We start from the raw sequence: 25585 nt of genomic DNA on the forward strand, positions 1-25585 counted from the left end.
GATTATATAGTTAATCTTGCTTCGCTATCCTCTAACTTTTCCCCTAAAGGAATTAACCTTGTAATTATTTCGCTTGGATCTCGTTCTTGCTCTAAAGTAATTAAATTTTTACTTAATACAATTTCAGTTTCTTTTAATTCTCCAATTGCTTGGACATAATCTAAGTATCTTCTGTCATCTTCGTATCTTACTCTTAACTCTCCACCAAGCCTATCAATCAATTTTTCTTTTATAGTATCAAAAGTCTTATCATAACCTAAATATCTGTATAAGCTATCATTATTATCAATTACATCTACAACCCCAACTGTAAACTGTTTATCTTCTGAAACTTGGGAGTTATGATTATTGATTATTAATTCTAGGAATCCTCGAACTGAAATATTATGATACTCTCCATATGTTTGAATAGAATCCATTAAGTAACCTAGTTCACTTTCGCACACAACATTTTTACTGAATAAGCCTGATGAACTCATCTTAGGTGTTGAAAGAAGAACTCTACCTTTGAATTCAATTATGTTTGCTTTAGTGTTTTTAACTTCTACTAATGTCTTTAAATTTTGAATATAGTTAAATCCACTATTATTAGGTAATATAGAGAAATTAAAGCTATCTATAGTATTTATGCCAAATTTACATTGTCCTGTTATGCGAGGTGCTTCATTACTTGTACTTACCGCATTAATAATTATTTCATCATCATTATTTATTAATTTAACTTCATACACCTAAAGCACCTCCTTACACCATTTAAATTCAATCGTGCCAGTTCCTTTTAGAGTTAATGTATTTATTCCTTTATCAAGTTTAAAAGCCCATGCTTTAGATTCTCCTTGTTTAAATTTATAAACAGAATTACCTTTAGTGACTTCAATATTATTGCTACATATAACAGTTGGATTTATTCCAATAGCTCCATTATTATATAATGTTATATCTTTAGTTCCATTGACTTCAAATATTGTGTCTTGCACCATATCTAATTCAAAGTTGAAATCATCCCAAATATCATGACCATCTTGAAAATCTGATATTTTAAATGGATATGCAATGAAATTAGCTGTTAATTGAGCATAATTGTAATAACTTTCATCATATTCTATTCCTGTGCATTCTGCTAAAAAATAAAATCCAGGAATTTGATCATCATATAAAGGTTCTTGTAAACCTTCATTCAACCAATTAATTATTTTAATTTTCAACATATTTAATTTAATTTTATCCATTTTAGGTAAGCTAAACGTATAACTTAATTCTCTCTCGTCATATGATTGTTCTCCATATAATAAAGAAAAATCATAAGAACCATTCATGAAAGGAATGGTTTCTTTAATTTTTCTTTTTGTTGGATTGCTTATAGTTCTAGAGAGTATCTTTATACCAAAGTCACCATAACTATGTTTATTATTTTTAATTATTCCTAACATTTATACGAGTACTCCTCTTTTACTTAAACTCAATCTATTCCCTCCAACAATGTCGGTATAAGGTGCAATTGTTTCAGCTACAACTTTACCATCTAGTACAGTTTGTAATATGAAAGTACCACCATTAGAAAGTATATTTTCTGTTTCTTTATTTGGTGTAACCTGTGAACCACGAGGCATAGATACTAATTCAGGCCCTTGTTCCCCTACTATAGCAAGTCCACCTTGGAAATAGTCGGTACCCTTAGCCAACATTGGAATTTCAGAGATATTAAACCCTTTACCTCCTAAACCAGGTACAAAATCGGGAACTTTAATTTTATTTATACCTCTTATGAACATATTAATTGAACTTATTATTGCATTGATTCCGCCTTTAACAAAACTTGTTATACCTTGCCATACTCCAGATACTATATTACTAATACCTTGCCAGCATTTTTCCCAGTTGCCTGTAAGTAATCCAGTAAGCGTTTGAAAGATACCTTGTAATACTTGTGATGCTCCTTTAACAACTCCAGTTACAGTATCCCATACATTTTTAATTTTACTAACTATTAAATCACCGAAATTATTCCATATAAATTTAATAGCAGTAGTTACAGCAGTGAATATTTCTTTTACTATAGCAAATCCAGCTGAAACTACAGTAGATATCTTTTCTAATGCGATAGATATTACGCTTAAAATAAAATCCCATGCAACAGAAATAGTTTCTTTTAGTCCTGCTAATATAGGCTGTAATGTATCCCATACATACTGCCATGCAGTTACAATTGCACTCCAGATATTATTTAATATAGGAACTATAGTTGTTAATATAAAATTCCATGCTTCAACTATGAATGTTTTTATCCCATCTATATAAGGTTGTAACATTGTTGTTATATCAACCCAGCATTGAACTATTACAGTTTTTAAGTATTCTAATATAGGTGCCATGAATTCAACTATTGCATTCCATGTATTAATAAAGAAATTTTTAAAATCTTCATTTGTATTCCATAAGTATATAAACCCTGCAACTAATGCTGCTATTCCAGCTATAACAGCTATAATAACTCCTCCTGGACCAAACACAGCAGTCATTACTGCTCCAATTCCTTTAGTTCCAGCCATTACGCCTTTCATTGCTGCAGCTACACCTTTCCCCCAACCGGCAATTTTAGAACCAGTAGTAATTAACTTACCTATAACTAATAACAATGGCCCAATTGAAGCTGCTATTGCTCCAATAATCAAAATTAACTTTCTTGTTTCTTCATCTAAATTAGCAAACTTTTGAACAACATTTGTAATCTTTTCTACAGCTTTCATTAACATAGGTATTAATACTTCACCAAATGATATTGCAACTCCTTCAAGTGCTGATTTTAATTGTGTTAACTTTCCATTTAAATTATCCTGCATTGTATCTGCCATTGTTTTAGCTGTTCCATCACAATTATATATAGCTTGTGTTAATTTATCATAATCTGAATCACTAGCATTTATAATTGATAACATTCCAGCTAACGCTTCTTTACCAAACAAAGTAGAAGCAGCGGCCCCTTGAGTAACTTCATCTAACCCACCCATTTTTTCTCTCAACATATCCATTACTTCTTTTAATGACTTCATTGAGCCATCAGCATTAGTTAATGATAAACTATACTCTTCCATTACTGAAGCCATTGAAGATGTTGGTGATAACATATTTGTTAGTGCAGTTTTTAAAGAAGTCCCTGATTGGCTTCCTTTAATACCTGCATTTGCCATTAGGGAAAGTGCTATAGAAGTATCTTCTGCAGAATATCCCATCGAACCACATAAAGGAGCTACATATTTAAATGATTCTCCTAGCATAGATACATTTGTATTAGCATTTGATGATGCTGAAGCTAATATGTCAGCAAATCTTCCACTATCTGAAGCAGACATTCCAAAAGCAGTTAAGGCATCTGTGCAAATATCACTTACTGTAGCCAACTCCTCACCTGAAGCAGCTGCAAGATTCATAATACCACTTATACCATCTAACATATCTTCTGTTTTCCATCCAGCCATGGCCATGTATTGAAATGCTTCAGCTGATTCAGATGCACTATATTTAGTAGTTGCCCCCATCTCTTTAGCTTTTTCAGTCAATCTTTCTAAATCATCACCAGTTGCGCCACTTATAGCTGCAACTTTGCTAATGCTTTCCTGAAAATTCGCACTAACACTAACTGCTGCAGTCCCTAAGCCAAGTAAAGTGGTAGTTATACCGAGTGTAAGTGTCTTTCCTATAGAGGTTATTTCCTTACCAGCAGATTTCATAAACTTCTGTGCATTTTGCATTTCCTTTTGCAATTCGGAAAAGTCGGCTCCTGCTCTTACTAAGAGATTTCTAATTATCGCCAATAACTTCACCTCCCATCATTGCATTTAATCTTTTAACTGCCTCTAACATTTCTTTAGGTGTTTGCTTTTTCTTTTCTTTAAGTAAATCTTTAAGTTTGGGGATCTTCTTCATTCTTGATAATGCTGCAGTATAGTATGCTTGCACTATCAATTCTTTTGAACGTTCCTTTTCCTTGTCTTCAAATACCTCTATTGATACAAATAATTCATAAGGTGTCATGTTCCAAAAATCTTTCAATGGAATTCCTATTCTAATAGCAATCTTCATACAGTTTTCTATAGAAAACTCTTGAGTAGAGCTACTGCTATCTACTTTTTTTCTTGAACCCCAAAAGCATCTTGCATTATTTGAGGTATTAATTCTATTGCCCCTTTAATTCCTAGATGTTCATCTAGTAATTCTGTTGTTTTCTCTAATGTTAATGAGTTATCTTCATGTTTTAACCCAGCATAAAATATAACTGGAACAATTTCCTCAACCTCTAAATCTTCACTTTCAAAATCAATTTTTGTTAAGCTATTTCCAGTAATATTTTTAAATTCTTGCATAGCTTTAAAACCTAATACAATATTCCTTGCTTTATCTAGTTTAACTGTTGTAAAAATCATATTTATACCTCCTTAAATAAAAAGACTAGCAATTATGCTAGTCTTAAGAAATTGTAAGTGATGGTTTACCACTTACTTTTATAGCTGCTTCAAATGGAATATTATCTTCAAGTGGAGCAGATGTTGTTATTGATGTTACAACTCCAGCAAATTCCCATTTTGCGCCTAATGATTCAGGGAACTGAATTTCAAATTTTGATAATTCTCCCGATTCAAATAGATCATATAATTCTTTTTGTCCTTTTTCTTCTGTTGGATTGAAGAAACCTGTTAAAGATACTTCACCAGCATCTTTTAAACCTTGCATAAACTCTCTGTATCCATCTTTGGAATCAAGAGTTGTAACTTCAATAGTATCAGCTGATAATTCCATTCCTCCTATTTCAGTTAATTCTGCAACAGCTTTTTTAACATCATCTTTTACAATATTAAATTTAGTACCTATACCTTTAGTTGCCATTATTATTCCTCCTTATAGTTAACAGTTAATAGTAAACTGCTTTTATATGCGTTAGGTTGATAAATATATTCTTGTCCTAACTCTTCTAAATCTAAGTTTTCTATTCTAGGACCAGTTTCGCCTAGCCTTTTAAATAGTAACCCTGTTAATTTCCTTTTTAATAATTCACTTATTAAATCAAGATTACTGTAATCATCAGCAATTAAAACTAATTCATATGTTGATTCAATGTCATTAATTATTCCTGATAAATCCTTTGATAGTTTACTTCTACTTTTTCTGTAAACTAAAAATGGTGGCCTAACACCTTCAGGAGCTATAACAGGATAAACTTTATTATTAAGCTCTTTTATTTTTTTTAATTTTAATCTTAATGCTTTATCAAAAGTCATATTACTACCTCTTACAATTTATCAATTTCATCAGTAAGTGTATTAATGATTACTTTTTCAATTCTATTTTTATTATCTGTTACTGAATTATATAATGTTTTAAAACCAGGTGAATAACCACCGCTTTTAGTTTTAAATCCATATTCAACACTTGCTGGATAATATGCCCTTTTACCATTCTTCGAAATTTTAACAAACACATCATTATAGTTAGGATCTGGCCATAAATCATAAACCTTTTTGGCTTTTATCTTAGTTTTTTCTGCTTTTTCTTTAATAGCTTTTCTAAGATATCCTGTTTGGTCTACCCAGCGACCATTTTTAGCATCTTGCTTTGCTATTTGTATACCTTTTTTAGCAGCTCTATTAACACATTTTTGAGGTAATTCACCTACTTTTTTTATCATTTCAATAGCTTCATCAAGCCCTTCTATTGTAATGTGGCTCATCACATTAACTCCCTACACATTAATTGTAAAAAAGAATTTCTTTCATATTCATTTATAACAGATATAATATAGAAAATTCTTTCATTGTACAAAATCCGCATATCTGATGTAATTCCTTTTCTGTATCTTAATCTGATTTTATGTGTTAAATCACTATTTATAGTTTCCGCTTGATAATATTCTTTTCCTGATATGGGATTTATATTAGCCCAAGTAGTAAATGAATTGCTCCATTCTTCTGTTTCTAAATCTTGAATTTGAAAAGTAATTCTATGTCTTAGTTGACCTGGATTCATTTTCATTCCTCCCTTAACTAAAATTGCTTAATTTATCTAATATTGTAGTTACTATAATATCTTTTTTTGTGTTATTAGAAATAAATGTCCCTCTATTATCATACATATCCTGTATTAATTTAAGCTGTACTAAATCAGCTAATTTAATAGCTTTTTCATTGTTTTTATAACCTTCTCCTACACATGATTCAATATATATATCACTAACTTCTATTAAATCTGATAAGTAATCATTATCTTCATCAAAATCAATTCTTAAATGCTGCTTAACCTTATCTAAAGTCATATAATCACCCTTTCTATAAAAATTAAGGAAAGGGAAATTAATCCCTTACCTATTAAGCTAATTCTATTTTCTTTATTGATCTCTTTGAGCCTTTAATAACATCAATTCTTTCTAAAACTCTTAATTTAATAGTGTCATCATTAAATCCAGCTTCAACACTTCTTGCCACTGTAACACCTTTTCTGACTATGAATTTAACAGCTTCTTTCATGTTTAAAGAGAAGAATATTTTCTTATTTTCTTCAGATGATTCAAGTAATTCGTTATCAAAAGTTGCTATTTCTTTTCCATTAAAGTATTCTTTATCACCAATAGTTGTAATAAGGTTTAAGTTTCTGCCTTGCTTATCTTTCATATTCTTTAAATGTGCATATCCTTCCACGTTGCATAGTGTGATTAAACCTTTCTTTACAGCTGGCACAGCTTTAGCCATTACATCTTCTAATGCAGTATAATCAGTCGCTTCAACTTCTTCAGCGTTAGTGTTTATAACATCTAATATCTTTTTATTTTCTTTAGCTACTGCAATTTCTGTAAAATTAGTTTTAGCAATATCTTCTATTTCAACTTCTGCATCCTCAACTAATTCAGAAGATAATGTTTGAATTAAACCAACTTTAGCACATTTATAAGGTAATTCAGTAGTTACTAAAGTACCATCTACTATATTACTACCTTCTGTAATATCAGATAAATTATTTTGATCATAATCAACAACCGGTATAGAACCTTCATTTTTTGTAACCTTTTTAACATCACAATATTCTTTTAATGATCCATAGCCTTTTTTGATTTCTTCTAATTCATTAATGAATTGCTTTGGTAATACTGCAGCATTATCGCTAGTTTTAACTGCTGCTCTTTCTTCTTTTGATAATTCTTTGCGCATTATACTTTTTGTTATTGCTCTCATTTCATTTACTGGCATATCTTCTTTACCTCTTCTTTCAGTATCTTTTTGCTTTTCTAAATCTCTTTGTTCTTGTTCTTCAAGTTCTTCAGCTAATTCAATTTTTCTTTGAATTTCTCTTACTTCTTTTGTAACCTCTTCAGCCTTTGCTAAATCAGTATTTAATAATCCTCTAGCTTCTTGTTTCTTTTCTGCTAATAATTGTCTTAATTCTTTAATTTTCATTTAAATTTCCTCCAATTTAACGCAAATTAAAAGACTTAAATTAAATCTAACTCTAATTTAAGTCTTTGCTTTCTTAATTCATTGTTTTTTTCATTTTCTAAATCCTCTTTAGCCCTCTTATAACTTGTACAACTTGTACTTTCATATGCTGGGTTAGTTACAATAGATACATCAAATATTTCTTTAATCTTATTAATTGTTCTTAAATCATATCCTCTTTTTCCATTATCCCAATCCCATGTTTGGGCTTCGTTATCGCTCCAATCTAAAGCAAATGCAAAGCTACACTTATCTATCAATCCAACACTCATATTAGTTATTAAATCTCTAGAATATGAAGTATCTGTTGGCACTGCATCAAAGAATAATCCTTTTTCATCTACAGTTAAGGTTAATGCTCCAATGCCCTCAAATTTATTATTTCTAGCAAGTGGCTTATCCATATCATGATTAATATTTAATACCACATTATCCATAATACAGTTATCTAAGGCACCTTTCCTTATTATTTCCCTAAAGCATCCTAAATCTTCACTTAAACTATCAAATGTTAGTGCATATCCTTGTAGATGTGTTTGTTTTTCTTCGCCTTCTCCAATACTTCTAACTTCAAAAGTAGTATTTACTTTAATTATCTCCTTCTTCACTTTCATCACCTCCTTTCACAGTATCTTTTTGCCATGTAGCATTTCCTGCAATAAGATTTTCAAGTGTAATTTGTCCAGCTGGTAAGGTAACAACATCTCCACCTTCTACAAGTGGTACTCCTAGTATTCTTTTACAATCATTAATTGTATAAATACCATCTTTTACATATCTATCTAATATAATACTTTGCTTTTCTGGACTGGTTCTAAGCATTGCATTAACATTAAATCTTATCTTGTATCCTTTTTTTCTATCCCTTTCAGTTAGAAGTTTCCAATCCATCTCCTGCTCTAATGCAGTTATAAATGGAATAATTGCATTACTTAAAAAAGCAATATTTTCTTCTTCACTTAATGAACCTTTCTCTATAAGTGAATAAGGAACACCAACTGCACTTGTTATATCTTTTTTGCCAATTACTTTCAATTCTGCAAACTGACTATCTGCTAATGATAAATTTAAAGGGCTTATATTAAATCCTGCTGGGACTGTAAAAACTCTTCCTTTAGCACTATATAGCCTGTTGAATTTTTCCTGTACCTTTTTTAATTCTTTATCATCTTTTATATCAGATGTTAATTGAACTACTGCTTTATTAGTTAATCCATTAGAGAATAAATCTGCCTGATACTTTTGAGCTTTTACATTAGTTTCAATACTATCTTTTATATAAGATTTAGTTGCTTTGAATTTGATTCCATCAATAGAATTATCTCTTAAAATAATAATATCTTTATCAAAACAACTGCCACTTACATCTCCACATGTAAAATCTACTAAAACTTTATTTGTTTTGTTGGATTTAATAAGCCCAGCATTATCAACTATAAACTGATTAATTCTAACTGGATAAAGTGCTTTAACTAATCCTTTGTCATTATAATCAATATATAGCCCTGCTGCTCCATAGTGTTTAGTCATCATTATTAATGCTTTTATAGTTTCAAATGCATTCATATTTTCATTTGGTCTTAATCTTAATAATTCATAAAGATAAAAGTCTTCAGCATCTATATCTCCTTTTTCTGTTTTTACTTTTGTTACTATTGGCAGTTTAGCAATATTATCAGCATAAAGATTAATGCATTTTGAGTATGCACTATCATTATTTCCAATATCACTATCTTCTCCTTTAATCCAAGCAGTCCAGTCAAATGGATTTTCACCTACTGCACTTCTCTTTTCAAAGATTTTTTCAAACATATTATCACCTCCTATCTATATCTAGCTATTATTATTGCTATCCCAAACAATACAAAGGATAGCAAGTATAATCCAATATAGATATTAAGGGATATTGTTGTGCTAATAAGTATAGTTAATGCTATAAATATTAATATATCTACTAAGTTTTTATTAACCCATTTCTTCATAACCTACCCCCAATCCATTGCATCTAATGCAGCAACTGCATCATAATCTTCGCTTGGTAATACAAACTCTGTAAATGCAAATATTAAAACTGCAACCATATCTATTCTTTGTTTATTTTTATCCTCTTTTGCTAACATTTCATCATCAGATTTACCTTTGTTGGTAATTGCATTTTTCATATTCCAATCTAATAATTCATTTTTCTCATATCTTACTTCATCATCATAGATTTTCTTTCTAAATTCTTTAGTTGCTGGACTTAAATTTGTATATGTCTGCTTTAGTAAAATTACATCATAATCTTCAGCTAACCTTTCCATCATTTCTTTTGCATTCATAGGATCTGTTACTATAGCTTTAATATTGCACTCATATTCAGTTTCAATATTTCTTATGTATTCCTCAACTTTTGTATAATTTACAGTCATTCCTTCATGTAAATCACAGTAATTTTTCTTTGCATAATCCCTATAATTAATATTTTCTCTTCTATCAGCTAAACTCATTTCTGGAAGGAAACCATGAGATTTACAATATACTATTCCATCTTCAACATACATTATAGATACTGCAGTTAAATCTGTTGTTACTGATAAATCTACTCCAATAACAACATCTTTACCTTTAAAGTCAACTTTATCAACTCTACATTTCTTCCAGTAGTCAATATTTATATATTTATTAATTTCGTTACTTTCTAAGAAAATATTAAAATTCTTTGTGAAAAGTTCTTCCTGCTCACTTATTTTTATTTTTGCCGTTTCTCTATCCTGTCTTATTTCATCATAATTTTCTTCAACTCTTAAAGGATTTGCTTTATATAGTCCTTCTTCAGTCCATACTTCCTCTTTTGAACAGTAATAAAGCAGACAGAAAAGCCTTTTATTTTCTATAGTCCCTTCAAGTACAGCTCTATCATATTCCAATTCCTCTGGCATAATAGAATTACTTTCGGCATAAGCTGTAGTAATTTTAAACATTATAGGATTTAATACTGATAACTGTCCTTTTCTCATAGCTTGAATATTCTTGTTATCAGTAAATGCTCCAACTTCATCACAACATACTGCCGCAGGTCTAATAGAGTTGTTCTTATTAGCTTTTGCAGTTCTTGGATAATAGAAACTATTTGTTATTTTGCATTTAATAACTCCTATTTCACTTTCTGATACAAAAAAATGTTTCTTTATTGCTGGGCTTGCTTCTATAAGCTGGGCCATAGCTTTTCTTACTTCCTTTGCTAGATCTCTATCTATACATATAGAATAAAACTCACTAAATGCTTGCTCTGTAAGCATAAGTAATAATAAAACTAAAGCAATTATAAATGTTTTAGCATTTTTTCTAGGTATAAATAAAACTACATCTCTATACCTGAACTTTTTCTTGTTATTTTTATATCTCCAGCCAAAGATAGCAGTTAAAAAAAAGGCCTGGAATCCTTCCAAACCTTCTAAAACCTGTTTTCCTGCTATAAACCCAGTAGCATAATTAAAAAGCTTTAATAAATTATTTATCTTTTTTAATTTCTTTTCACTAAAGCAGAATTCAAAATCATCTAAATATTGATTTTTCTCGTAATCATCTATGAAAATCCTACACTGCATTTTAACTTCATCTGTGGTTATTTCCCTACCTTCAATGACATCTCTACAGTACTTTAATGCCTTTTCTAATAAAACCATATTTATTCTTCGTCCTCATCATCTAAAAGTGCCTTTAACACTTCATCTTCACTTTCATCTTTAGCTTTTAATGATAAACTTCCGAATTTTGCCCTACTCTGTGGAGATAATGAAAGTTCATTGCAGCATCTATAAAATTCCTTATTGTATTTATCTTTAGCACTCATAAGTTCCTTATTCATTATTGCTTTAGGATTCTTATTTATTATTTTTTCTATATACTGAAGCCTGTCTATTGCAATACTGCATGAAGTAAGAATATATACATCTAAATTACTTAAAATCTGACTTGCTTCTAATTCTTTAAATATATCTATGTATATTTTCTTCTGATCCTCAGTTAAATAATCTGGAGGAAATTCTATTTTATCAGCCAGTCCTTTTAATCTGCTTTCAGTTTCTTTTCTTTTTTCAATTTCTTCTTTTGAATTATGTCTACTTTGACCTTCGATACTTTTACATGGTCTTGCCATTTTTCAAATTACCTCCTAATCAAATCTTAAAACTTTCATTTTGGGATATTTTTTTTACTGGTATAGCACAGAGGACATTCTAGAGTGTCTAAAATTTGTTTTATACCTCCCCCCTATATATCTATCCAATCCCAAACTCTTTTTTAGCTTTTTCTAAGCAACTATATAATATTGCTTGAGTTTTTATTTTATTTTTAGTTGATTTTAAATACTCTATGTGAATCTTTTTATGATTGCTTTGAGTTAAATATATTAAATTACTATTATCTAATGCTCTTTCATTGCACTCTTTTAATTCTTCAATATGATGCAACGTATATCCTTGCACTAAATTATTATTTACATAATACTCATACCAATCTATGTTTAACAGCTCTGCTATTCTATACTCCTTGCACTTTATCCATGCTTTGCTTCTGTAAAATTCCTGCTGCTCCTTATCACTTCTAGAAGCTTTATATTCCTTATATCTCTGCCTTATATTATCTATTTGGCATTTACAAGTTGCATTATTAGGTATTCTTTTACCACATGAACTACAGCGTTTATATAACATTAAATAATAACCTTACTTTCCATTTCTTTTTCTTTGAGTTTTAAACTCTTATTACCTTGAGCAACTTTATGAGGATCATCTTTCCAGAATGCTTTTTTCTTATTATTAAGCCAATACTTCTGTGCTGCCAAATCTGGCTTACTATATTTTTTTACATTCTTTACTTCAACTTCTTCCTCAACTATTACACTTCCATCTGGTTGTGGAATTTCTTTTTTACATTTAAAAGCCACTTCCTCATAATAATGATAGCCTTTGCAGTTTTTAAATAATGCTTCTTCAACTTCTGAATTTCTTTCATCAGTTGCTTCATCTATTGCATCACGTATTTTTTTATTTTTGGACTTCTTTGCACTCCAAGTTGACTTAGAAATACCTAGCTTTTCATATATTTCTTTGTCTTTGCAACCCTGCTTAATCATAGATATAATCAAGGGTAGCTGGCTTTCTAACTCTTCATCAATATTTTTTCTTCCCACATAATCACCTCTTTTTTTATGGACTTTTGACTTTTCAAGTCCATTTATTTTTTTAAGCCTTCATTTTTAATATTTTAAATAAAAATAAAAAACCTTTGTAAAGCCTTGATTTTACTTACTTCACAAAGTTTTTTCTATTTTTATTAAATCAGTAATATAGGTGACGATTACGGATATCTTTTTTAAATCACATATATTAGTAATAATTTTTTATTTATCACTTAAATAAGTACCATTTCTTTTTTTACTGATTTAACCTCTAAACAGTAATTTAATCTTATATTCCTGTATCAGCTATTCTTGCAGCATCTTTTGCCATTTGTTCTTTTAATCCTAAATATCTTTTAGTTTCCTCTATACTCTTATGTCCAAGTGCTATTCTTACTGCTTCTAAATTTCCATTAGTTTCAGAATATATTTTAGTAGCATATGTTTTTCTTGGACTATGTCCTGTTATATGCTCTAATCCAATAGCTTCTCCAACTTCTTTTAACTTATCGCTAAAGGATTTCTGTGTTAAAGCTTCATTGCCTTTCCCTTTTCTACTAGGAAATGCAAAATCTGACCTTTTCTTACTCTTAACGTATTGTCTTAAATGTTTTTCTAAAGCTGGTCCAATTTCAGCAACTCGCTTCTTTGGTTTTCTTCTGTTAGGATTTTTAGCAACTTCACTTTGCCATTGCTTATATTGTTTTTGCTCTTGAATCTCAAAGTAGCCTTTGTCTAATGCATCTTTTATTTCTCCAATTGTTAATGTTATTATATCTTGCATTCTATATCCTGTTGCTCTAGCAAGTAAAAATAACATTAAGTTTCTTTCATGATATTCTTTACTTAATTCAACTAATTTTTCCTTATACCTTTCATATTTAGAATCTGGAATAGGATTTGCAGAACCTTTTTCCCATTCTCTTATTTTTTCTTTCAACATTACCTCACCTGTTTAATAGCTCCTCGACTACTTCTTCTATATGATGAATGACGCATTAATTTCTTAATATCTTTCTCTGTCAAATTTTCTTTTATAATTCTCCCAATGCTCATTGCTATACCTCCATTTTAAATATTAATAATAAAAGAGCTGTTATTTCTAACAACTCTTAAATTCATTTGTCAATCTTCTTGGTACATCCCAAGGAAGTACACATCCTATATCCTTTTTTAAGACTATATCTCCATCTTTTTTAGTTTCATAAAGTGATCTATTCTTTAATATAAAAGTTTTATCACTCATATACTGCTTACTTTCATATTTTGTTATTTTTCTTACTTCATTTTCATAAAATTTTAGATGTTTTCTATTTTTTAAGTGAATAGATTTAAACTCTTTAAAATTTCTTTGTATGCACTTATTTACTGCTGATTTATTTACATTTAACTGTTCTGCAATTTCTCTCGCATTTAGTCCATTTAAATATAATTGTCCTACTAAATCTTTGTTCATTTCTATTTCTCCTTAAAAAATTATATAGTTTACCCCAACCCATTCAAAGTGGACATTTTAAAATTTTAATAAGTAATATACCTACAAACTTTACATTATTTCTGATTTGTATATAAATATCTTAATATACTTGCAAAAAAATAGCACCTTAATTTATTTAGGTTTTTTGTCAAACTTTCTTAAATTTAAGTGCTATTTTTATTATTTTTAAGTTTAATTGTATTTTTCTATGTACTTTTCTATCTTTTTCTCACTTTTTAAAACTCTGATACTCTTTTTCTTATAGTTTCTGCTTTTAAAGCACTTGTAATAACATGTCCACTTTCCATTACTATTACTGCTGATGTCTTATTCCCATTTGTCGCATCAACTAACATATCTTTTTCCTTTGCATTTTTTACTGCTCTTTTAGAAGGTGATGCACTTGAACTAACAATTGCTATAATCTTATCTGCATTTACATTATTATCATATCCTAAACTAACTAACTTAGCCATATTATCACCTACATATTCAGTAATTTACACATAGCTTTAAATTCTAAGTAACAATCTATCAATGCTCTATGACGCTTTTCAGGTGCTTCTATATTTAATTCTTTTAAAATACTGTCTAAGTCCTGCTTTTCTAAACTTATCTTTCTTTCCATATTCTTTATCATAGCTAATTGCATTATATCTAAATTTCTATAACTAATAACTTGTCTATATTCTTTTATCTTATATGTTCGTAAGAACATTTCTTCTAAAAACTTAATATCAAATGCTACATTTTGACCAATAACAATATATCCTTCATCATCTTCACTTTTATGCTTATTTAAAAACTCTAACATTCTTTCTGCTGCTTCTTTTTCAAATAATGCTTCTTTCTCATGTTCAACTATATTGATATTATTAACTTCCATAGCTTTAGCTGTTATAGTGTACTCTCTATGCTTTATTTTTACTTCAAATTGATCTATAACTTTTAAATCTTTAATAACTAAAATTCCAACTTCTAAAATCTGATGCTTTTTTTCATCAAATCCTGTTGTTTCTGTATCAATTAATATAAAATTTCTATTTCTTAACTCCATTTTTATTCCCTCTCTCTACTTCAAATTTTAATAATTTTATTATTTTTCTATATAATTAAATACATGCTTAATTATCATATCAATACTACCATCTCCATTTCTTTTAATTTGAAACCTACTAGGATCTTTATATGCTTCTTGATTAATATATAAATCTATATCATTGTCAATTTTTAATCTTGTTCTCTTAAGTTTCTTTTTAACAAATTGCTTGTCTAGTTTTATTTCTTCACCAAATCCATTAAATTTGATGAATGTTTCAAAGTCTTGTTTTTTCTGTGGTTCATCTCTAAATAATTTATCAGCTAATTCCTCAATGTTTATACTATCTTTTAAAAGTTGATCTTTAACTACACTTCTTATACATTCAGCTTTTTCTGCATTTTCAGTTATATTATGTCTTGTCCAATTTTCAACAAATTTCATAAACTTTTTAGTTTCGGTTCTGCTATCTAATATTTCACTACAATTTAAAAAACTATTCATAAAATAATTAGCACTATATTCATCATCAACTTTTCTCACTTTTTCATTATCCATTACCCATAAATCAAATTTTTGTCCTTCTCTTACAGGTTTTATAAATGCTGCTTTTTTTATTCTTTGACTACTGCCTGGTAAAGCTGCGTTATGTTTTATAAGCCCTACTTCAATTTTATTATCTATAAAATCTACTTGGTGAGTAAAACTATTAACATAATCTAGCTTAAGTATTCCAATCATAGGCCCTTGGTCTGTTATTATTGTTGCAACTATAAGATCACAACTTGTAATATTTACATTTCCCTTCATAATACAAAATAATTGGATTGCTAATTCCTTTGATACTTCAATTATATCTCCATTTATTCTGTTATTTAAATAATCTTGAACTACTTCTTTAACTATATTTTTGTCTAGATTAAAAACTGCTGGAACTAGATCATCACTTTTAAATATTTTTTCTATATGCTTATATAAGAATTTATAAGTATCTTCTGTTAATTCTAAAGTAAATTCATTTAATACTGGTTCTTCCGCATTTCTATCTAGCACATGAATTACCGCATCTTGTATGTTAATGTCATTAACTCTATCCCCTGTATCTATTGCCATTCTTTGCTCCTTATACTCAAATCCATTTTTCTTTTTAGTTTTATTTGACTCATATATCATATTTTTTCTCCTAATTTTATTTTTTAAGCTCTCTAATATTGATATTGATTTTTATATGATAATGAACACTTAAGACAATATTTCAATAACTGCTCATTCTTTATTGTTTTATTCTTTTATCTATTTCACACTAGTAATGAATGTAAATCACTGTCCCTTAATTGGGACTAAGTAATCATAATTTTCTCCTGAAATAAACTCATATACAATTGGTTTTACTTCTTTGCAATGTTTCTTATCAACCCAACCATACATATGCCAATTCATTAAAACTCTATCTTCTTTTTCAAGTCTTACAACATACTTACCTCTACCACCTTTTCGGCTTTCTGATTGAACTTTAAATCTTTTACCGATACAATCCTTATACCATTCAATTCCTGTTGAACTTATTATTTCTATCTCCATTTGAATCTCCATTTGCTTCGTATTTTAATCAGAATGTGCCAAACTTGGACACATTTTATTTGAATTATCATATATTTCTTTAAAACCTAAAATAATTTCTCTTATATCACAAGCATATCCTTCACAGAATTTACTCAAGTCTTTTAATTGGTCTAAATCTATTACATCAACATCTGAAGTGTTTATATCCTCCAATAATTGTTTCATATCCTCTACTAATTTTTCAACTTGTTCAACTATACTCATACTTAATCTTTCCTTTTTTATTAAAGCATTTTCAGAACTAAAAATACTTATGAAACCATTTTTCTCTAAAACTTTAATATCTCTATCTTCGCTTATTTCTATAACCTTACCAATTGCACCAATTATTTTGCTCTGAACTTCATCTCCTAAATTAATTTCCATAATTCACCTCTATTTAACTTGTAATATATTTGAATTGCGAACTATTTTATAAATCCAATTTCTTTTGCTTTTTCTATAACTTTTAATTGACCTTCTTTGCTATATCCCCAATGATGACAATAAACTCCGCCATATCCATTTAAACCATTTGAAGGCTTTCCAGTTATTATCCACTCTTTAAAATCATTAACTAATCCCCAAAGAGTGCCACCATGACTAAAATTATGTCTATTTTTATATGTTAAGCTTATTTTTTTATCTAAATAAACATCATAGAAAAATACTGTTGTTTTACCTTCTATGAATTTATCAATACTCTCTTTACTTTTGTGATAAAAAAACCTTCTATCTGTATTAGCTATAACTTCGATTAATTCATTGATTTTATTCATTCTAACTACTTGTGATTTTCTCATAATTCCCCTCCATTTGCTTCGCAATATATTCAGAATGTGCCAAACTTGGACACATTTTTTTGAATTACGAATTATACATACTCTTCACACACTTCATCTTCTTTTACATATTTATCTTTTACACAACAATGCAATCTATCATTCTTACCATTCTCACCCTCTTCACTATAAGAATTTGAACAACTCAAACAATCTCTTTCTAAAACCTCTTTATTTCTTTTTATAGGTTTCTTAGCTTTCTTTTTAGTTTCTAATACTGATACCATTAAATCCACTCTACTTCATCTATTTCAATTTCTTTTTCACATCTTGGACAATCTAATATGCTTCCTTCCCAATCTCCTGGGTTATTAGTTCCGATAAAATCTATAAATATACAATACTCAATTTCTATATCCTCACGGCAATGAGGGCATTCAAAGTTAACTTCAACTGGATGTTGAATTATTGTTAATGTAGCTGGAAGCATTTTTTCTCCATAGTTATAACACTTATTACAATGTCTTGCTTTACTATATCCACTTATATCGTTATATCTGCATTTTTCACAAATGCTTTTATCATGTATCATTTATTTTATTCTCCTTTCAATGTAAACAAATATATTCTATTTTCTATTATTTTAAAATTTCTTTCCAAAGTTCATTTTTAGATTTACCTATTTCTTTTCTTACGCTTGGTCCATCATTTTTATAAAAAGTACACATTTCATTTATTCTATCTATAGTTCTTTTTCCATAAGTGTTTTCTAACTCTGTAATAGTTAGGTTTGTTGTTATTATTATTGGTAAATTACTTCTATATCTAGCATCTATAATGTTATAAACCTTGCTTACGCTCCACTCACTTTTATTTTCAGTTCCTAAATCATCTAAAACTAATAAATCAGCATTTACCAATGAGTTAACTATTTCAGTTTCTCCTTCACTTCCCCATTTATTAAAGCTTTGTTTTATTCTATTAAGTAATCCATCCATAGAAGTAGCTATTACTGGATTTCCTAAACTTAAAAGTTTATTTGCTATACAAAAACTCATATGACTTTTACCATTTCCTACATCACCATAAATTAATAAACCTAAATTATTTTCTTTGGCTATCTTAAAATTCTCTGTATATTTAAAAGCTATATTATACATTTTTTGACTCCCCTTATCAAAATCCCATCTTTCAAAAGTTTTTTCTAAAACTTCACCTTTCATTAATGAATTATCTAAGAGTCTTTTTAGTCTATTTCTTTTCTCTTCATTTTCTTCTTTTATTCTCTGCTGCTCTAATTGTGCTTTTTTACATTCACATATCACTGGCACTATCCTTTCTCTTCCAAATAGCACAATTTTCTTATTTATATAAGAATTACACTTATCACATTTAAGAAGTGTAGCTTCCAAGATCGAATCCATCTTCATACTCTGATTTATTACTTGCCCTATTGCTTCCATATGCATCACCTGTATTCCTTAAAGGGAATATTCCTTTCCAACAATTCATTATTGAATTATTTAGTATTTCTATTTTTTCAGCATCAACTTCTGATAACTTATCTAATTTATTAAGCATTAATTTTAATGCATTACTTGTCATTGGTGATTTTATAGTCTTACGCATTTTTATAAATTCATATAGAGTTTCTCTTAATTCTAAGTTTTCTGTATAATTTTCTATAAGATCATCAAACTCACTCTTTTTCTTTTTTTTATTATTTTTCTCTATCTCTATCTCTTTCTCTTTCTCTATCTCTATCTCTGGTGTACTTTTGTCGTACATTTGTTGTACATTTGTACATTCACCTTGTATAAGCTTCTTAGTATCTTCTACTTTTTTTCTATAATTTCTTATTCTATCTGCTTCAGTACTTGATTTTCCTATAAAGTTTTGAATTTCTAACATAAATATAGTTCCATCATCAAGTACTTCTATAAGTTTTAATTTCTTTAATAAATCAAATGCAACTCTCACAGTATCTACATCTATTGATGTTATAGCTGAAATCATTTCTGTATTATAAGGAATATATTCATTAAGTCTAAGCATTCCTTCATATCTTAATGATTTAAGATATAATTTTAATAATAAATTTGAATATTTGTATCCATTTGGCATTGATTCTAATATTTTAATCTCTGCACTATCAAAGAAATTTTCCTTTAACTTTAAATAATAATATTTCTTATTATCTGACATAATAATCTCCTTTTTGTATCAATATAAAACTTTCTATTGTCTAAATATCTATTTGGTGATACAATTTCATTGTTGTTTTTTTGAAATGTTATTATCAGTTTTATGAGTTACAGCTCTTTCTGATGATAACTTTTCTTTTATATATTCAATTGTATCTAACCAATGAACACCATTTTTTGCTGAATAATCTTGTACCATACATACAATTTCATTCATAATTTTTTCTTTAATCATTCATAGCACCTCTTAACAATTTCTACTGATGAATTTATAACTTCTAATACCTTTTCATCGTTGTATGCACATAATCCACTATGATATTTAATATCATCTTTAATAACTTTAAGCACTTCTTTAAATTGCTTTTTTGATAACTCACTGTGTAAGTGTACTATCTTATTTATTACCATTATGTCTCCTTTCTTAACGCTCTCTAAAGTTCTTTTACATATATTAACAAACTCTTTATTGCTTGTCCTAATTCCTAATGTAATTCTTATAAGCTTTATTTCATTTTCAACTGCAGCTATAGTTTTTAAATATATACAGTCTGAATTATTTTCTTTAATTTCTTTTAAATAGTTTATCATCTATATTTTTTATCCTTTCTGGTTTATAGTTAAATGCTATTTTTTATTTAGCATTTTCATCATCAAGTGGTAAATTCTCGTTATATATAACCATTGGACCATCATAACCTTCTGGAGCTTTGGTTGCTTTTACATTAATAGATTTAACTTCTAAACCTTCTCTTTCTGCAAATATCTTAATAAAAGTTTCAACTATTTTTTCTGCATGTCTTGCTTCAAATTTTGTACCCATGATACTTATCTCCTTGATTTAATATTTTTTATTTATACTTGGATTATGTTTTCTTATTATTACTCCTTCATCATCTTTAAAGAATTCTAATGAATCTCCATCTTTAAGATTTAATAATTCTCTTACCTCTACTGGTATTGCTACTCTTCGTAATTTATCCACTTTTCTAACTACTCCTAAACTTTTCATTCAAATTTCTCCTTTTTTTGATAATATTTTTATGGTAAAATATTCTTAAAAGGGGTGATATTATGAAAAAAGATTTTAATGATTTCTTAGCTACTTTAAGTGAAGAAACTATTAAAAACATAGTGGATTCTATAAATGATAATAAGCATACACTTGAATTTTCTATGACTCAAAAAGGAATTCAAAACCTGTTTACCTCTGTAGGAATTATAGATATCCAACTTACTTTAGCAATTCTTAATCTTTATCATGAATGGCTAAACTCTTAGCTATTTCAGAACCATCTAAAGACACTTTAATTAACTGCTCTTGAACTGGTACTTCTTGAGCAGTTCTTTGTATAATTTCAACTACATTCGCAAAAAACTCTGTATCAGAATCTAAAAACGTAACTGATTCAAATTCTTCTGAACACTCCTTTAATTCAATAGCTCTTTCTAAAATTTCTCTTTTATTCATTTCTATTCTCCTCCAATCACATACTAAATGTTTCTTGATTATTCATCATTTTAATTTCATTAATTAAAAATATTGGTGCTTTATATTTACTTATAATTTCTCTAGCTATTTCAATATCTTTGTGCTTTATTTCAGCTATAGAAGTAACATTAAATTCTCTATGTATTTGCTTGTATAAATCTGAAAATGCTTTCTTATTTAATTTTTTATAAGCTTCAGAACCTTTTCCACCTAATAAATTAACTATTGTTTTATTGACTAATTTAGTTAACCTTTTGCTATCAGCTACTGAAAGCTCTTGATTATCTTTGTATTCATTAAATTCTGTTTGTAGTTGTTTAGTTCTACTATCTAAAATAAATATTGCTCTTATTTCTGGAGTTAGTTCTGGATAAATATTCTCTCCTTTCCTTAACTCAGCTTCCATCTCGTTAAATCTTTCTACATACCTAGCAGTAAATAGTATTCCTTTTTCGCCTTGTTGCTTATTACCTAATAATTCACACCCCATTTTAGTAACTAAGTAACATTTATATTCTCTAGTTCCTGCTCTATAAGTTGATGGTATGAAATAATTTGATAAAGCTAAATTAGCTTTTTCCAAAGTTGGAATTATTCCTACGTAATTATCTCTTCCATCGATATCTCTTAATAATTCTGCATGTCCTTTTCCTAACATTTCAGCAACTTCTCTACTATCTATTGTTGCTAATTGATTATTTCTATAACCAATCATTACTCCTTCTTTTCTTTTATGTTTTACTTTTTCCAAATTTAATCACTCCTTACCAAATTATAAATAAAAATATGTATATTTTAGTTCAATTTATTGAACTTTTTGTTCAAAAAAATAATATTGAATTCTTTCTAAGTTTATATTTAAAAGCATTGACATTCTAGCTATCTCATCTTGAGTAAAAAATATTTTATTATTTAACTTTAATGATAAAGTTCGCTCAGAAACCCCTAGTTCCTTGGCTAATCGTCCTTGAGTTCCATACTTTTCAACTATTCTTCCTCTTAATTTATCATAATTAAAAGTCATATACTCACCTCCAATCATCAAGTTCAATTCTTTGAACAACTTTATATTACCACCTATTTTTTTATCCGTCAATATCTTTTGTTCAAAAATTTTAACTTTTTTGTTTTTTTTATTGAACTTTAGTTCAAAAAGATATATTATATTAATGAAAGGACTGATGATAATGAAAAATTATAATACATCAACTAGATTAAAAGAAATTATGAGTGAACGAAATTTAAGACAAGTTGACTTGTTAGAATTAGTTAAACCTTTTTGTCAAAAATATAATATTAAAATTAATAAATCAGATATAAGTCAATATATCTCTGGCAAAGTAAAACCTGGTCAAGAAAAACTTTCTATGTTAGGTATGGCATTAGATGTAAATGAAACCTGGTTAATGGGATATGATGTATCAAAAGAAAGGCAATATGTATCTCAAGAAAATTTATCTAAAGAACAAATAATATTAATTACCAATTTTAATAAGCTTAATTTAAATGGAAAAACTAAATTGATTGAATATAGCAATGATTTAGTTGAAACTCCTAAATATATAGAAGATGGTACAATATTACTACCACCTAAAAAAGAAAAACAAATATGGGAAGAAGAAGGTAAAGAGCATCTAATGCCAATTGCTTGTCATGATGATAATCTTACTGATAAAGAAAAAGCTATAGTAAATGAAAAAATAAATGAAATTTTAAAGAATTTAGATAAACATTAGAATATATAAAATAAATACGGAGTACAAATGAGTAATTATGAGAATTTAATATCTCTTGCACATTCTAAAGGCATTAATGTTATTGAAAGTGATTTAGGTATAGATAAACCCTTTGGTAAGTGCATAGGTAATTTAATTATTATAAATAATAGGGTTAATGAGTGTGAGAAGTTATGTGTATTATATGAAGAATTAGGACACTTTAATCTTACTGTCGGTGATATAACTGACCAAAGTGATTTAAATAATAGAAAACAAGAATCTATTGCTCGTAGATGGAGTTATGAAAAATTAATATCACCAGAAGATATAATTAATGCTATTATATCTGGAATAGATAACATATATGATTTAGCTGAAATTTTAAATGTTGCAGAAGATTTTCTAATTCAATCTATTGAGCATTATAAAAAGAAATATGGAATTTATTATGTTGGTAAAACACATTTACTAACATTTGAACCATTAAATATTATAAATTATTAAAATCAAATTAAAAATCATTAGAAAGGATGTGTTTTAGTGGCTATTAGAAATTATGATTATATTTCTTATGAACAATATTTAAATTATTCTAAAAATAATAAATCTGAATATATTAATGGAGAAATTTATATGATGTCTCCTACTCACCCAATTCATAATAAAGTTCAAAATGAACTATATTTTCATTTACGTTCAAATTTAAAAGACTGTTCCAAATGTGATGTATACACTTCTGATATTGCAGTTAAATTTGAAAACAAGAATGAAGTATATCAGTTTGAACCAGATGTAATGGTAGTATGTGATAATAAATTTGATGGTGCTATTTATAAAGGTATTCCAAATTTAGTTATAGAAGTTTTAAGCACTGCTACTTATGATAGAGATTTAGGAATTAAACTAAAGATATATGAGCAATTTGGTGTTAATGAATATTGGGTAGTTGATATAAATAAAAAAACTATTACTGTTTATAGTGATAACATAAATGGTAAATATACAACTATTAAGATTTATTCTAATGATATGATTTTACCTATTGAAAATTTACAAATTAAAACTAATGAAATATTTAATGTATAAATTAATGTTAAAACATTGAAATAATTAATCTGATTTATTAAAAGAATGTCTAAAAAATTGTATTAAAACATCAACAATATAAATATTTATAGGTGTTCTATTTTAGGACACCTTTTATAAATGATTAAAAATATATATAAGGAGATGAAAAATGTTAAGAGTAGCATTATATATAAGAGTAAGTACAGATGAACAAGCTATACATGGAGATTCTATTGCAACACAAAGGGATGCATTAACTTTCTATGCTAAAAGTAATAATATGAATATTATTGATTATTATATAGATGAAGGTTATACAGCAACAAATCTAAAACGCCCTAATCTTCAAAGATTATTAAATGATATAAAAGAAAATAAAATAGATATGGTTTTATTCACTAAAATAGATAGATGGTCGAGAGGGGTAAGAAATTATTATAAAATACAAGATATTTTGGACTCTCATAAGGTAAACTGGAAAACTATTTTTGAAGATTACGATACCAGCACTGCTTCTGGTAGACTTCATATAAATATTATGTTATCTGTAGCTGAAAATGAATCAGCTCAAACATCTGAACGTATTAAAGCTGTATTTAAAAATAAACTAGCGAAGGGTGAAGTATGTAGTGGTAAAATCCCCCGTGGATATAAAATAGAAAATAAAAAGTTAGTTGTAGATCATGAAGTAGCTCCAATGATACAAGATATATTTAATTATTATGAATCAGTTAATAGTTTAAATAAACTTGTTGATTATGTAAAAAATAATTACTATCATATACATCAGCTTACTTTAAAAAGAATATTAACAAATACCCTATACAAAGGAACACATACTTCTGAATATGCAGTAACTGAAAATTATTGTGAAGCAATTATATCGGAAACCCAATTTGATAATGTTCAAAGGTTATTGACTATTAATCAAAAAAAATATAATAATAAATTTTCTGATTCAATATATCTTTTTTCTGGACTTTTAATTTGTAAAGAATGTGAACATAAATTAATTGGTAATAGACAAATTAAAGAAAATAAAACTCGTGGTAAATATATTTATAAAGTATATAAATGTCAAAATCACTTTAAAGAACATGTATGTCCTAATAATTATAATATTCCTGAAGTTAATATATTAGAAAAATATCTAGTTGATAATATTCAAAGTGAATTAAAGAAGTATATAATCCAATATAACAGAGAAAACAGTAAAAAGACATATATAAACTTGTCTAATAAAAAGGGGGCGTTAAAAAGGAAGCTGGAGCGTTTAAAAGACCTGTATATTGATGAACTAATAGATAAAGAAACTTATAAAAATGATTATGAAAAATTAACTAATGAACTTAATAAATTAAAAGAAGAAAATAAAAATAAAATAATACCTTTTAATAAAAATAAAATTGATGAAATTCTTAATGTTAATTTAAAAGAAGATTATTATAAATTAAGTGAAAATGCGAGAAGATCATTTTGGACAAGTATTATTGATAAAATTATTATAGGTAATAATCGTAATGATATAACAATTCATTTTTTATAATTATTAGTTATATTA

At 27.8% G+C, this 25585-nt stretch carries 42 protein-coding genes; 5 read left to right on the plus strand and 37 right to left on the minus strand.

The genetic code is table 11. The annotated features are described in order from the left end of the window. Positions 1 to 2 precede the first annotated feature (2 nt). The 34 genes from H8R92_RS13600 to H8R92_RS07280 form a co-directional block, all read right to left on the minus strand. Positions 3 to 731 carry a phage tail family protein gene (locus H8R92_RS13600; RefSeq protein WP_186835074.1) on the minus strand — a complete coding sequence of 243 codons (729 nt, stop codon included), beginning with the start codon at positions 729 to 731 and terminating at the stop codon, positions 3 to 5. Then, the gene (locus H8R92_RS07120; RefSeq protein WP_186835075.1) at positions 732 to 1430 is read right to left on the minus strand and encodes a phage tail domain-containing protein; all 699 of its coding nucleotides are present in this window, start codon (positions 1428 to 1430) and stop codon (positions 732 to 734) included. Next, positions 1431 to 3812, minus strand: a complete 2382-nt coding sequence (locus H8R92_RS07125; protein ID WP_186835076.1) for a phage tail tape measure protein — start codon at positions 3810 to 3812, stop codon at positions 1431 to 1433. It lies immediately after the preceding gene. Beyond that, positions 3799 to 4080, minus strand: a complete 282-nt coding sequence (locus H8R92_RS07130; protein ID WP_186835077.1) for a hypothetical protein — start codon at positions 4078 to 4080, stop codon at positions 3799 to 3801. Before H8R92_RS07130 ends, H8R92_RS07125 begins: the two co-directional genes overlap by 14 nt. A gap of 41 nt (positions 4081 to 4121) precedes the next feature. Next, positions 4122 to 4421, minus strand: a complete 300-nt coding sequence (locus tag H8R92_RS07135) for a hypothetical protein (RefSeq protein ID WP_186835078.1) — start codon at positions 4419 to 4421, stop codon at positions 4122 to 4124. Positions 4422 to 4464: 43 nt separating this feature from the next. Beyond that, complete coding sequence (locus tag H8R92_RS07140; RefSeq protein ID WP_186835079.1) at positions 4465 to 4881, minus strand: phage tail tube protein; 417 nt, start codon at positions 4879 to 4881, stop codon at positions 4465 to 4467. A 2-nt stretch (positions 4882 to 4883) separates the two neighbouring features. Next, the gene (locus tag H8R92_RS07145; protein ID WP_186835080.1) at positions 4884 to 5273 is read right to left on the minus strand and encodes a hypothetical protein; all 390 of its coding nucleotides are present in this window, start codon (positions 5271 to 5273) and stop codon (positions 4884 to 4886) included. A gap of 11 nt (positions 5274 to 5284) precedes the next feature. Next, the gene (locus H8R92_RS07150; RefSeq protein ID WP_186835081.1) at positions 5285 to 5722 is read right to left on the minus strand and encodes an HK97 gp10 family phage protein; all 438 of its coding nucleotides are present in this window, start codon (positions 5720 to 5722) and stop codon (positions 5285 to 5287) included. Continuing rightward, positions 5722 to 6018, minus strand: coding sequence for a phage head closure protein (locus H8R92_RS07155; protein ID WP_186835082.1), 297 nt, complete (start codon positions 6016 to 6018; stop codon positions 5722 to 5724). Before H8R92_RS07155 ends, H8R92_RS07150 begins: the two co-directional genes overlap by 1 nt. A 13-nt stretch (positions 6019 to 6031) precedes the next feature. Further along, a complete protein-coding gene (locus H8R92_RS07160; RefSeq protein WP_186835083.1) occupies positions 6032 to 6304 on the minus strand; it encodes a head-tail connector protein in 273 nt (90 codons plus the stop codon). A gap of 52 nt (positions 6305 to 6356) precedes the next feature. Next, positions 6357 to 7439 (minus strand): phage major capsid protein, encoded by a 1083-nt coding sequence (locus tag H8R92_RS07165; RefSeq protein WP_186835084.1) that lies wholly within the window; start codon positions 7437 to 7439, stop codon positions 6357 to 6359. A gap of 35 nt (positions 7440 to 7474) precedes the next feature. Next, positions 7475 to 8092 carry an HK97 family phage prohead protease gene (locus H8R92_RS07170; protein WP_207722813.1) on the minus strand — a complete coding sequence of 206 codons (618 nt, stop codon included), beginning with the start codon at positions 8090 to 8092 and terminating at the stop codon, positions 7475 to 7477. Beyond that, the gene (locus H8R92_RS07175; protein WP_186835086.1) at positions 8067 to 9290 is read right to left on the minus strand and encodes a phage portal protein; all 1224 of its coding nucleotides are present in this window, start codon (positions 9288 to 9290) and stop codon (positions 8067 to 8069) included. The genes H8R92_RS07170 and H8R92_RS07175 overlap by 26 nt, the downstream gene beginning before the upstream one ends. An 11-nt stretch (positions 9291 to 9301) precedes the next feature. Beyond that, positions 9302 to 9460: a hypothetical protein gene (locus H8R92_RS07180; RefSeq protein ID WP_186835087.1), complete on the minus strand. Its 159-nt coding sequence runs from the start codon at positions 9458 to 9460 to the stop codon at positions 9302 to 9304. Positions 9461 to 9463: 3 nt separating this feature from the next. Beyond that, on the minus strand, positions 9464 to 11146 hold the full coding sequence (locus H8R92_RS07185; RefSeq protein ID WP_186835088.1) for a terminase large subunit: 1683 nt from the start codon (positions 11144 to 11146) through the stop codon (positions 9464 to 9466). A 2-nt stretch (positions 11147 to 11148) separates the two neighbouring features. Next, entirely contained in the window at positions 11149 to 11619 is a 471-nt protein-coding gene (locus tag H8R92_RS07190) for a P27 family phage terminase small subunit (RefSeq protein WP_186835089.1), read from the minus strand. 121 nt (positions 11620 to 11740) lie between these two features. Continuing rightward, a complete protein-coding gene (locus H8R92_RS07195; protein WP_186835090.1) occupies positions 11741 to 12175 on the minus strand; it encodes a hypothetical protein in 435 nt (144 codons plus the stop codon). Then, entirely contained in the window at positions 12175 to 12654 is a 480-nt protein-coding gene (locus H8R92_RS07200; RefSeq protein WP_330606894.1) for a hypothetical protein, read from the minus strand. Before H8R92_RS07200 ends, H8R92_RS07195 begins: the two co-directional genes overlap by 1 nt. 277 nt (positions 12655 to 12931) lie before the next feature. Then, positions 12932 to 13585 carry a tyrosine-type recombinase/integrase gene (locus H8R92_RS07205; protein WP_186835091.1) on the minus strand — a complete coding sequence of 218 codons (654 nt, stop codon included), beginning with the start codon at positions 13583 to 13585 and terminating at the stop codon, positions 12932 to 12934. A 159-nt stretch (positions 13586 to 13744) separates the two neighbouring features. Beyond that, positions 13745 to 14098 carry a DNA-binding response regulator gene (locus H8R92_RS07210; protein ID WP_186835092.1) on the minus strand — a complete coding sequence of 118 codons (354 nt, stop codon included), beginning with the start codon at positions 14096 to 14098 and terminating at the stop codon, positions 13745 to 13747. 257 nt (positions 14099 to 14355) lie between these two features. Continuing rightward, entirely contained in the window at positions 14356 to 14595 is a 240-nt protein-coding gene (locus H8R92_RS07215; protein ID WP_186835093.1) for a DUF370 domain-containing protein, read from the minus strand. 8 nt (positions 14596 to 14603) lie between these two features. Continuing rightward, positions 14604 to 15176, minus strand: a complete 573-nt coding sequence (locus H8R92_RS07220; protein ID WP_186835094.1) for a 3'-5' exonuclease — start codon at positions 15174 to 15176, stop codon at positions 14604 to 14606. A gap of 39 nt (positions 15177 to 15215) precedes the next feature. Continuing rightward, the gene (locus tag H8R92_RS07225) at positions 15216 to 16271 is read right to left on the minus strand and encodes a nucleoid-associated protein (protein ID WP_186835124.1); all 1056 of its coding nucleotides are present in this window, start codon (positions 16269 to 16271) and stop codon (positions 15216 to 15218) included. Between the two features lie 207 nt (positions 16272 to 16478). Then, a complete protein-coding gene (locus H8R92_RS07230) occupies positions 16479 to 16739 on the minus strand; it encodes a hypothetical protein (protein WP_186835095.1) in 261 nt (86 codons plus the stop codon). Between the two features lie 24 nt (positions 16740 to 16763). Then, positions 16764 to 17147: a hypothetical protein gene (locus H8R92_RS07235; RefSeq protein ID WP_186835096.1), complete on the minus strand. Its 384-nt coding sequence runs from the start codon at positions 17145 to 17147 to the stop codon at positions 16764 to 16766. 41 nt (positions 17148 to 17188) lie between these two features. Further along, on the minus strand, positions 17189 to 17563 hold the full coding sequence (locus H8R92_RS07240) for a YoqU family phage-derived protein (RefSeq protein ID WP_186835097.1): 375 nt from the start codon (positions 17561 to 17563) through the stop codon (positions 17189 to 17191). A gap of 71 nt (positions 17564 to 17634) precedes the next feature. Beyond that, a complete protein-coding gene (locus H8R92_RS07245) occupies positions 17635 to 17838 on the minus strand; it encodes a hypothetical protein (protein ID WP_186835098.1) in 204 nt (67 codons plus the stop codon). Next, the gene (locus tag H8R92_RS07250; protein ID WP_186835099.1) at positions 17829 to 18134 is read right to left on the minus strand and encodes a hypothetical protein; all 306 of its coding nucleotides are present in this window, start codon (positions 18132 to 18134) and stop codon (positions 17829 to 17831) included. Before H8R92_RS07250 ends, H8R92_RS07245 begins: the two co-directional genes overlap by 10 nt. A 46-nt stretch (positions 18135 to 18180) precedes the next feature. Then, positions 18181 to 19005 (minus strand): ATP-binding protein, encoded by an 825-nt coding sequence (locus H8R92_RS07255; protein ID WP_243166626.1) that lies wholly within the window; start codon positions 19003 to 19005, stop codon positions 18181 to 18183. Next, entirely contained in the window at positions 18935 to 19747 is an 813-nt protein-coding gene (locus H8R92_RS07260) for a phage replisome organizer N-terminal domain-containing protein (protein ID WP_186835100.1), read from the minus strand. The genes H8R92_RS07255 and H8R92_RS07260 overlap by 71 nt, the downstream gene beginning before the upstream one ends. 66 nt (positions 19748 to 19813) lie before the next feature. Next, positions 19814 to 19981 (minus strand): hypothetical protein, encoded by a 168-nt coding sequence (locus H8R92_RS07265; protein ID WP_186835101.1) that lies wholly within the window; start codon positions 19979 to 19981, stop codon positions 19814 to 19816. Beyond that, positions 19978 to 20337: a hypothetical protein gene (locus H8R92_RS07270; protein ID WP_186835102.1), complete on the minus strand. Its 360-nt coding sequence runs from the start codon at positions 20335 to 20337 to the stop codon at positions 19978 to 19980. Before H8R92_RS07270 ends, H8R92_RS07265 begins: the two co-directional genes overlap by 4 nt. 43 nt (positions 20338 to 20380) lie before the next feature. Then, positions 20381 to 20569, minus strand: coding sequence for a hypothetical protein (locus H8R92_RS07275; RefSeq protein ID WP_186835103.1), 189 nt, complete (start codon positions 20567 to 20569; stop codon positions 20381 to 20383). An 18-nt stretch (positions 20570 to 20587) separates the two neighbouring features. Continuing rightward, complete coding sequence (locus H8R92_RS07280) at positions 20588 to 20758, minus strand: AbrB/MazE/SpoVT family DNA-binding domain-containing protein (RefSeq protein WP_186835104.1); 171 nt, start codon at positions 20756 to 20758, stop codon at positions 20588 to 20590. A 62-nt stretch (positions 20759 to 20820) separates the two neighbouring features. Here H8R92_RS07280 and H8R92_RS07285 point away from each other — a divergent pair, with 62 nt between their 5' ends. Further along, positions 20821 to 21027 (plus strand): hypothetical protein, encoded by a 207-nt coding sequence (locus H8R92_RS07285; RefSeq protein WP_186835105.1) that lies wholly within the window; start codon positions 20821 to 20823, stop codon positions 21025 to 21027. On the opposite strand, the gene H8R92_RS07290 is transcribed toward H8R92_RS07285, so the two are convergent. The 3 genes from H8R92_RS07290 to H8R92_RS07300 are packed head-to-tail and all read right to left on the minus strand — an operon-like array spanning position 20996 to position 22262. Further along, on the minus strand, positions 20996 to 21217 hold the full coding sequence (locus tag H8R92_RS07290) for a hypothetical protein (protein WP_186835106.1): 222 nt from the start codon (positions 21215 to 21217) through the stop codon (positions 20996 to 20998). The two genes, H8R92_RS07285 and H8R92_RS07290, sit on opposite strands and share 32 nt — an antisense overlap. Positions 21218 to 21233: 16 nt before the next feature. After that, positions 21234 to 21989 (minus strand): Rha family transcriptional regulator, encoded by a 756-nt coding sequence (locus H8R92_RS07295; RefSeq protein WP_186835107.1) that lies wholly within the window; start codon positions 21987 to 21989, stop codon positions 21234 to 21236. A gap of 54 nt (positions 21990 to 22043) precedes the next feature. After that, positions 22044 to 22262: a DUF739 family protein gene (locus H8R92_RS07300; protein ID WP_186835108.1), complete on the minus strand. Its 219-nt coding sequence runs from the start codon at positions 22260 to 22262 to the stop codon at positions 22044 to 22046. Positions 22263 to 22425: 163 nt separating this feature from the next. Here H8R92_RS07300 and H8R92_RS07305 point away from each other — a divergent pair, with 163 nt between their 5' ends. The 4 genes from H8R92_RS07305 (at position 22426) to H8R92_RS07320 (ending at position 25570) form a co-directional block, all read left to right on the plus strand. Next, entirely contained in the window at positions 22426 to 22974 is a 549-nt protein-coding gene (locus H8R92_RS07305) for a transcriptional regulator (protein ID WP_186835109.1), read from the plus strand. A gap of 27 nt (positions 22975 to 23001) precedes the next feature. Further along, positions 23002 to 23460 carry an ImmA/IrrE family metallo-endopeptidase gene (locus tag H8R92_RS07310; protein WP_186835110.1) on the plus strand — a complete coding sequence of 153 codons (459 nt, stop codon included), beginning with the start codon at positions 23002 to 23004 and terminating at the stop codon, positions 23458 to 23460. A gap of 36 nt (positions 23461 to 23496) precedes the next feature. Next, positions 23497 to 24042: a Uma2 family endonuclease gene (locus H8R92_RS07315; protein ID WP_186835111.1), complete on the plus strand. Its 546-nt coding sequence runs from the start codon at positions 23497 to 23499 to the stop codon at positions 24040 to 24042. Positions 24043 to 24193: 151 nt separating this feature from the next. After that, on the plus strand, positions 24194 to 25570 hold the full coding sequence (locus H8R92_RS07320) for a recombinase family protein (protein WP_186835112.1): 1377 nt from the start codon (positions 24194 to 24196) through the stop codon (positions 25568 to 25570). Positions 25571 to 25585: the final 15 nt, after the last annotated feature.

This window comes from Clostridium lentum (genome assembly GCF_014287815.1).
Classification (GTDB): domain Bacteria; phylum Bacillota; class Clostridia; order Clostridiales; family Clostridiaceae; genus Clostridium; species Clostridium lentum.

Excerpts from the sequence above, each read along its gene's own strand:
- H8R92_RS07215 (WP_186835093.1), bottom strand. The coding sequence starts at position 14,595 with ATGGCTAAGTTAGTTAGTTTAGGATATGATAATAATGTAAATGCAGAT.
- H8R92_RS07160 (WP_186835083.1), bottom strand. The coding sequence starts at position 6,304 with ATGACTTTAGATAAGGTTAAGCAGCATTTAAGAATTGATTTTGATGAA.
- H8R92_RS07265 (WP_186835101.1), bottom strand. The coding sequence starts at position 19,981 with ATGATTAAAGAAAAAATTATGAATGAAATTGTATGTATGGTACAAGAT.
- H8R92_RS07260 (WP_186835100.1), bottom strand. The coding sequence starts at position 19,747 with ATGTCAGATAATAAGAAATATTATTATTTAAAGTTAAAGGAAAATTTC.
- H8R92_RS07275 (WP_186835103.1), bottom strand. The coding sequence starts at position 20,569 with ATGGGTACAAAATTTGAAGCAAGACATGCAGAAAAAATAGTTGAAACT.
- H8R92_RS07270 (WP_186835102.1), bottom strand. The coding sequence starts at position 20,337 with ATGATAAACTATTTAAAAGAAATTAAAGAAAATAATTCAGACTGTATA.
- H8R92_RS07320 (WP_186835112.1), top strand. The coding sequence starts at position 24,194 with ATGTTAAGAGTAGCATTATATATAAGAGTAAGTACAGATGAACAAGCT.
- H8R92_RS07230 (WP_186835095.1), bottom strand. The coding sequence starts at position 16,739 with ATGGAGATAGAAATAATAAGTTCAACAGGAATTGAATGGTATAAGGAT.
- H8R92_RS07210 (WP_186835092.1), bottom strand. The coding sequence starts at position 14,098 with ATGAACAAAGATTTAGTAGGACAATTATATTTAAATGGACTAAATGCG.
- H8R92_RS07280 (WP_186835104.1), bottom strand. The coding sequence starts at position 20,758 with ATGAAAAGTTTAGGAGTAGTTAGAAAAGTGGATAAATTACGAAGAGTA.
- H8R92_RS07155 (WP_186835082.1), bottom strand. The coding sequence starts at position 6,018 with ATGAATCCAGGTCAACTAAGACATAGAATTACTTTTCAAATTCAAGAT.
- H8R92_RS07290 (WP_186835106.1), bottom strand. The coding sequence starts at position 21,217 with ATGAATAAAAGAGAAATTTTAGAAAGAGCTATTGAATTAAAGGAGTGT.
- H8R92_RS07140 (WP_186835079.1), bottom strand. The coding sequence starts at position 4,881 with ATGGCAACTAAAGGTATAGGTACTAAATTTAATATTGTAAAAGATGAT.
- H8R92_RS07135 (WP_186835078.1), bottom strand. The coding sequence starts at position 4,421 with ATGATTTTTACAACAGTTAAACTAGATAAAGCAAGGAATATTGTATTA.
- H8R92_RS07150 (WP_186835081.1), bottom strand. The coding sequence starts at position 5,722 with ATGAGCCACATTACAATAGAAGGGCTTGATGAAGCTATTGAAATGATA.
- H8R92_RS07225 (WP_186835124.1), bottom strand. The coding sequence starts at position 16,271 with ATGGCAATAGATACAGGGGATAGAGTTAATGACATTAACATACAAGAT.
- H8R92_RS07120 (WP_186835075.1), bottom strand. The coding sequence starts at position 1,430 with ATGTTAGGAATAATTAAAAATAATAAACATAGTTATGGTGACTTTGGT.
- H8R92_RS07310 (WP_186835110.1), top strand. The coding sequence starts at position 23,002 with ATGAGTAATTATGAGAATTTAATATCTCTTGCACATTCTAAAGGCATT.
- H8R92_RS07220 (WP_186835094.1), bottom strand. The coding sequence starts at position 15,176 with ATGGAGTTAAGAAATAGAAATTTTATATTAATTGATACAGAAACAACA.
- H8R92_RS07145 (WP_186835080.1), bottom strand. The coding sequence starts at position 5,273 with ATGACTTTTGATAAAGCATTAAGATTAAAATTAAAAAAAATAAAAGAG.
- H8R92_RS07170 (WP_207722813.1), bottom strand. The coding sequence starts at position 8,092 with ATGAAAGTGAAGAAGGAGATAATTAAAGTAAATACTACTTTTGAAGTT.
- H8R92_RS07130 (WP_186835077.1), bottom strand. The coding sequence starts at position 4,080 with ATGAAGATTGCTATTAGAATAGGAATTCCATTGAAAGATTTTTGGAAC.
- H8R92_RS07185 (WP_186835088.1), bottom strand. The coding sequence starts at position 11,146 with ATGGTTTTATTAGAAAAGGCATTAAAGTACTGTAGAGATGTCATTGAA.
- H8R92_RS07285 (WP_186835105.1), top strand. The coding sequence starts at position 20,821 with ATGAAAAAAGATTTTAATGATTTCTTAGCTACTTTAAGTGAAGAAACT.
- H8R92_RS07190 (WP_186835089.1), bottom strand. The coding sequence starts at position 11,619 with ATGGCAAGACCATGTAAAAGTATCGAAGGTCAAAGTAGACATAATTCA.
- H8R92_RS07240 (WP_186835097.1), bottom strand. The coding sequence starts at position 17,563 with ATGAGAAAATCACAAGTAGTTAGAATGAATAAAATCAATGAATTAATC.
- H8R92_RS07235 (WP_186835096.1), bottom strand. The coding sequence starts at position 17,147 with ATGGAAATTAATTTAGGAGATGAAGTTCAGAGCAAAATAATTGGTGCA.
- H8R92_RS07255 (WP_243166626.1), bottom strand. The coding sequence starts at position 19,005 with ATGGAAGCAATAGGGCAAGTAATAAATCAGAGTATGAAGATGGATTCG.
- H8R92_RS07175 (WP_186835086.1), bottom strand. The coding sequence starts at position 9,290 with ATGTTTGAAAAAATCTTTGAAAAGAGAAGTGCAGTAGGTGAAAATCCA.
- H8R92_RS07205 (WP_186835091.1), bottom strand. The coding sequence starts at position 13,585 with ATGTTGAAAGAAAAAATAAGAGAATGGGAAAAAGGTTCTGCAAATCCT.
- H8R92_RS07300 (WP_186835108.1), bottom strand. The coding sequence starts at position 22,262 with ATGACTTTTAATTATGATAAATTAAGAGGAAGAATAGTTGAAAAGTAT.
- H8R92_RS07180 (WP_186835087.1), bottom strand. The coding sequence starts at position 9,460 with ATGAAGAAATGGGTTAATAAAAACTTAGTAGATATATTAATATTTATA.
- H8R92_RS07195 (WP_186835090.1), bottom strand. The coding sequence starts at position 12,175 with ATGTTATATAAACGCTGTAGTTCATGTGGTAAAAGAATACCTAATAAT.
- H8R92_RS07305 (WP_186835109.1), top strand. The coding sequence starts at position 22,426 with ATGAAAAATTATAATACATCAACTAGATTAAAAGAAATTATGAGTGAA.
- H8R92_RS07165 (WP_186835084.1), bottom strand. The coding sequence starts at position 7,439 with ATGAAAATTAAAGAATTAAGACAATTATTAGCAGAAAAGAAACAAGAA.
- H8R92_RS07250 (WP_186835099.1), bottom strand. The coding sequence starts at position 18,134 with ATGATACATGATAAAAGCATTTGTGAAAAATGCAGATATAACGATATA.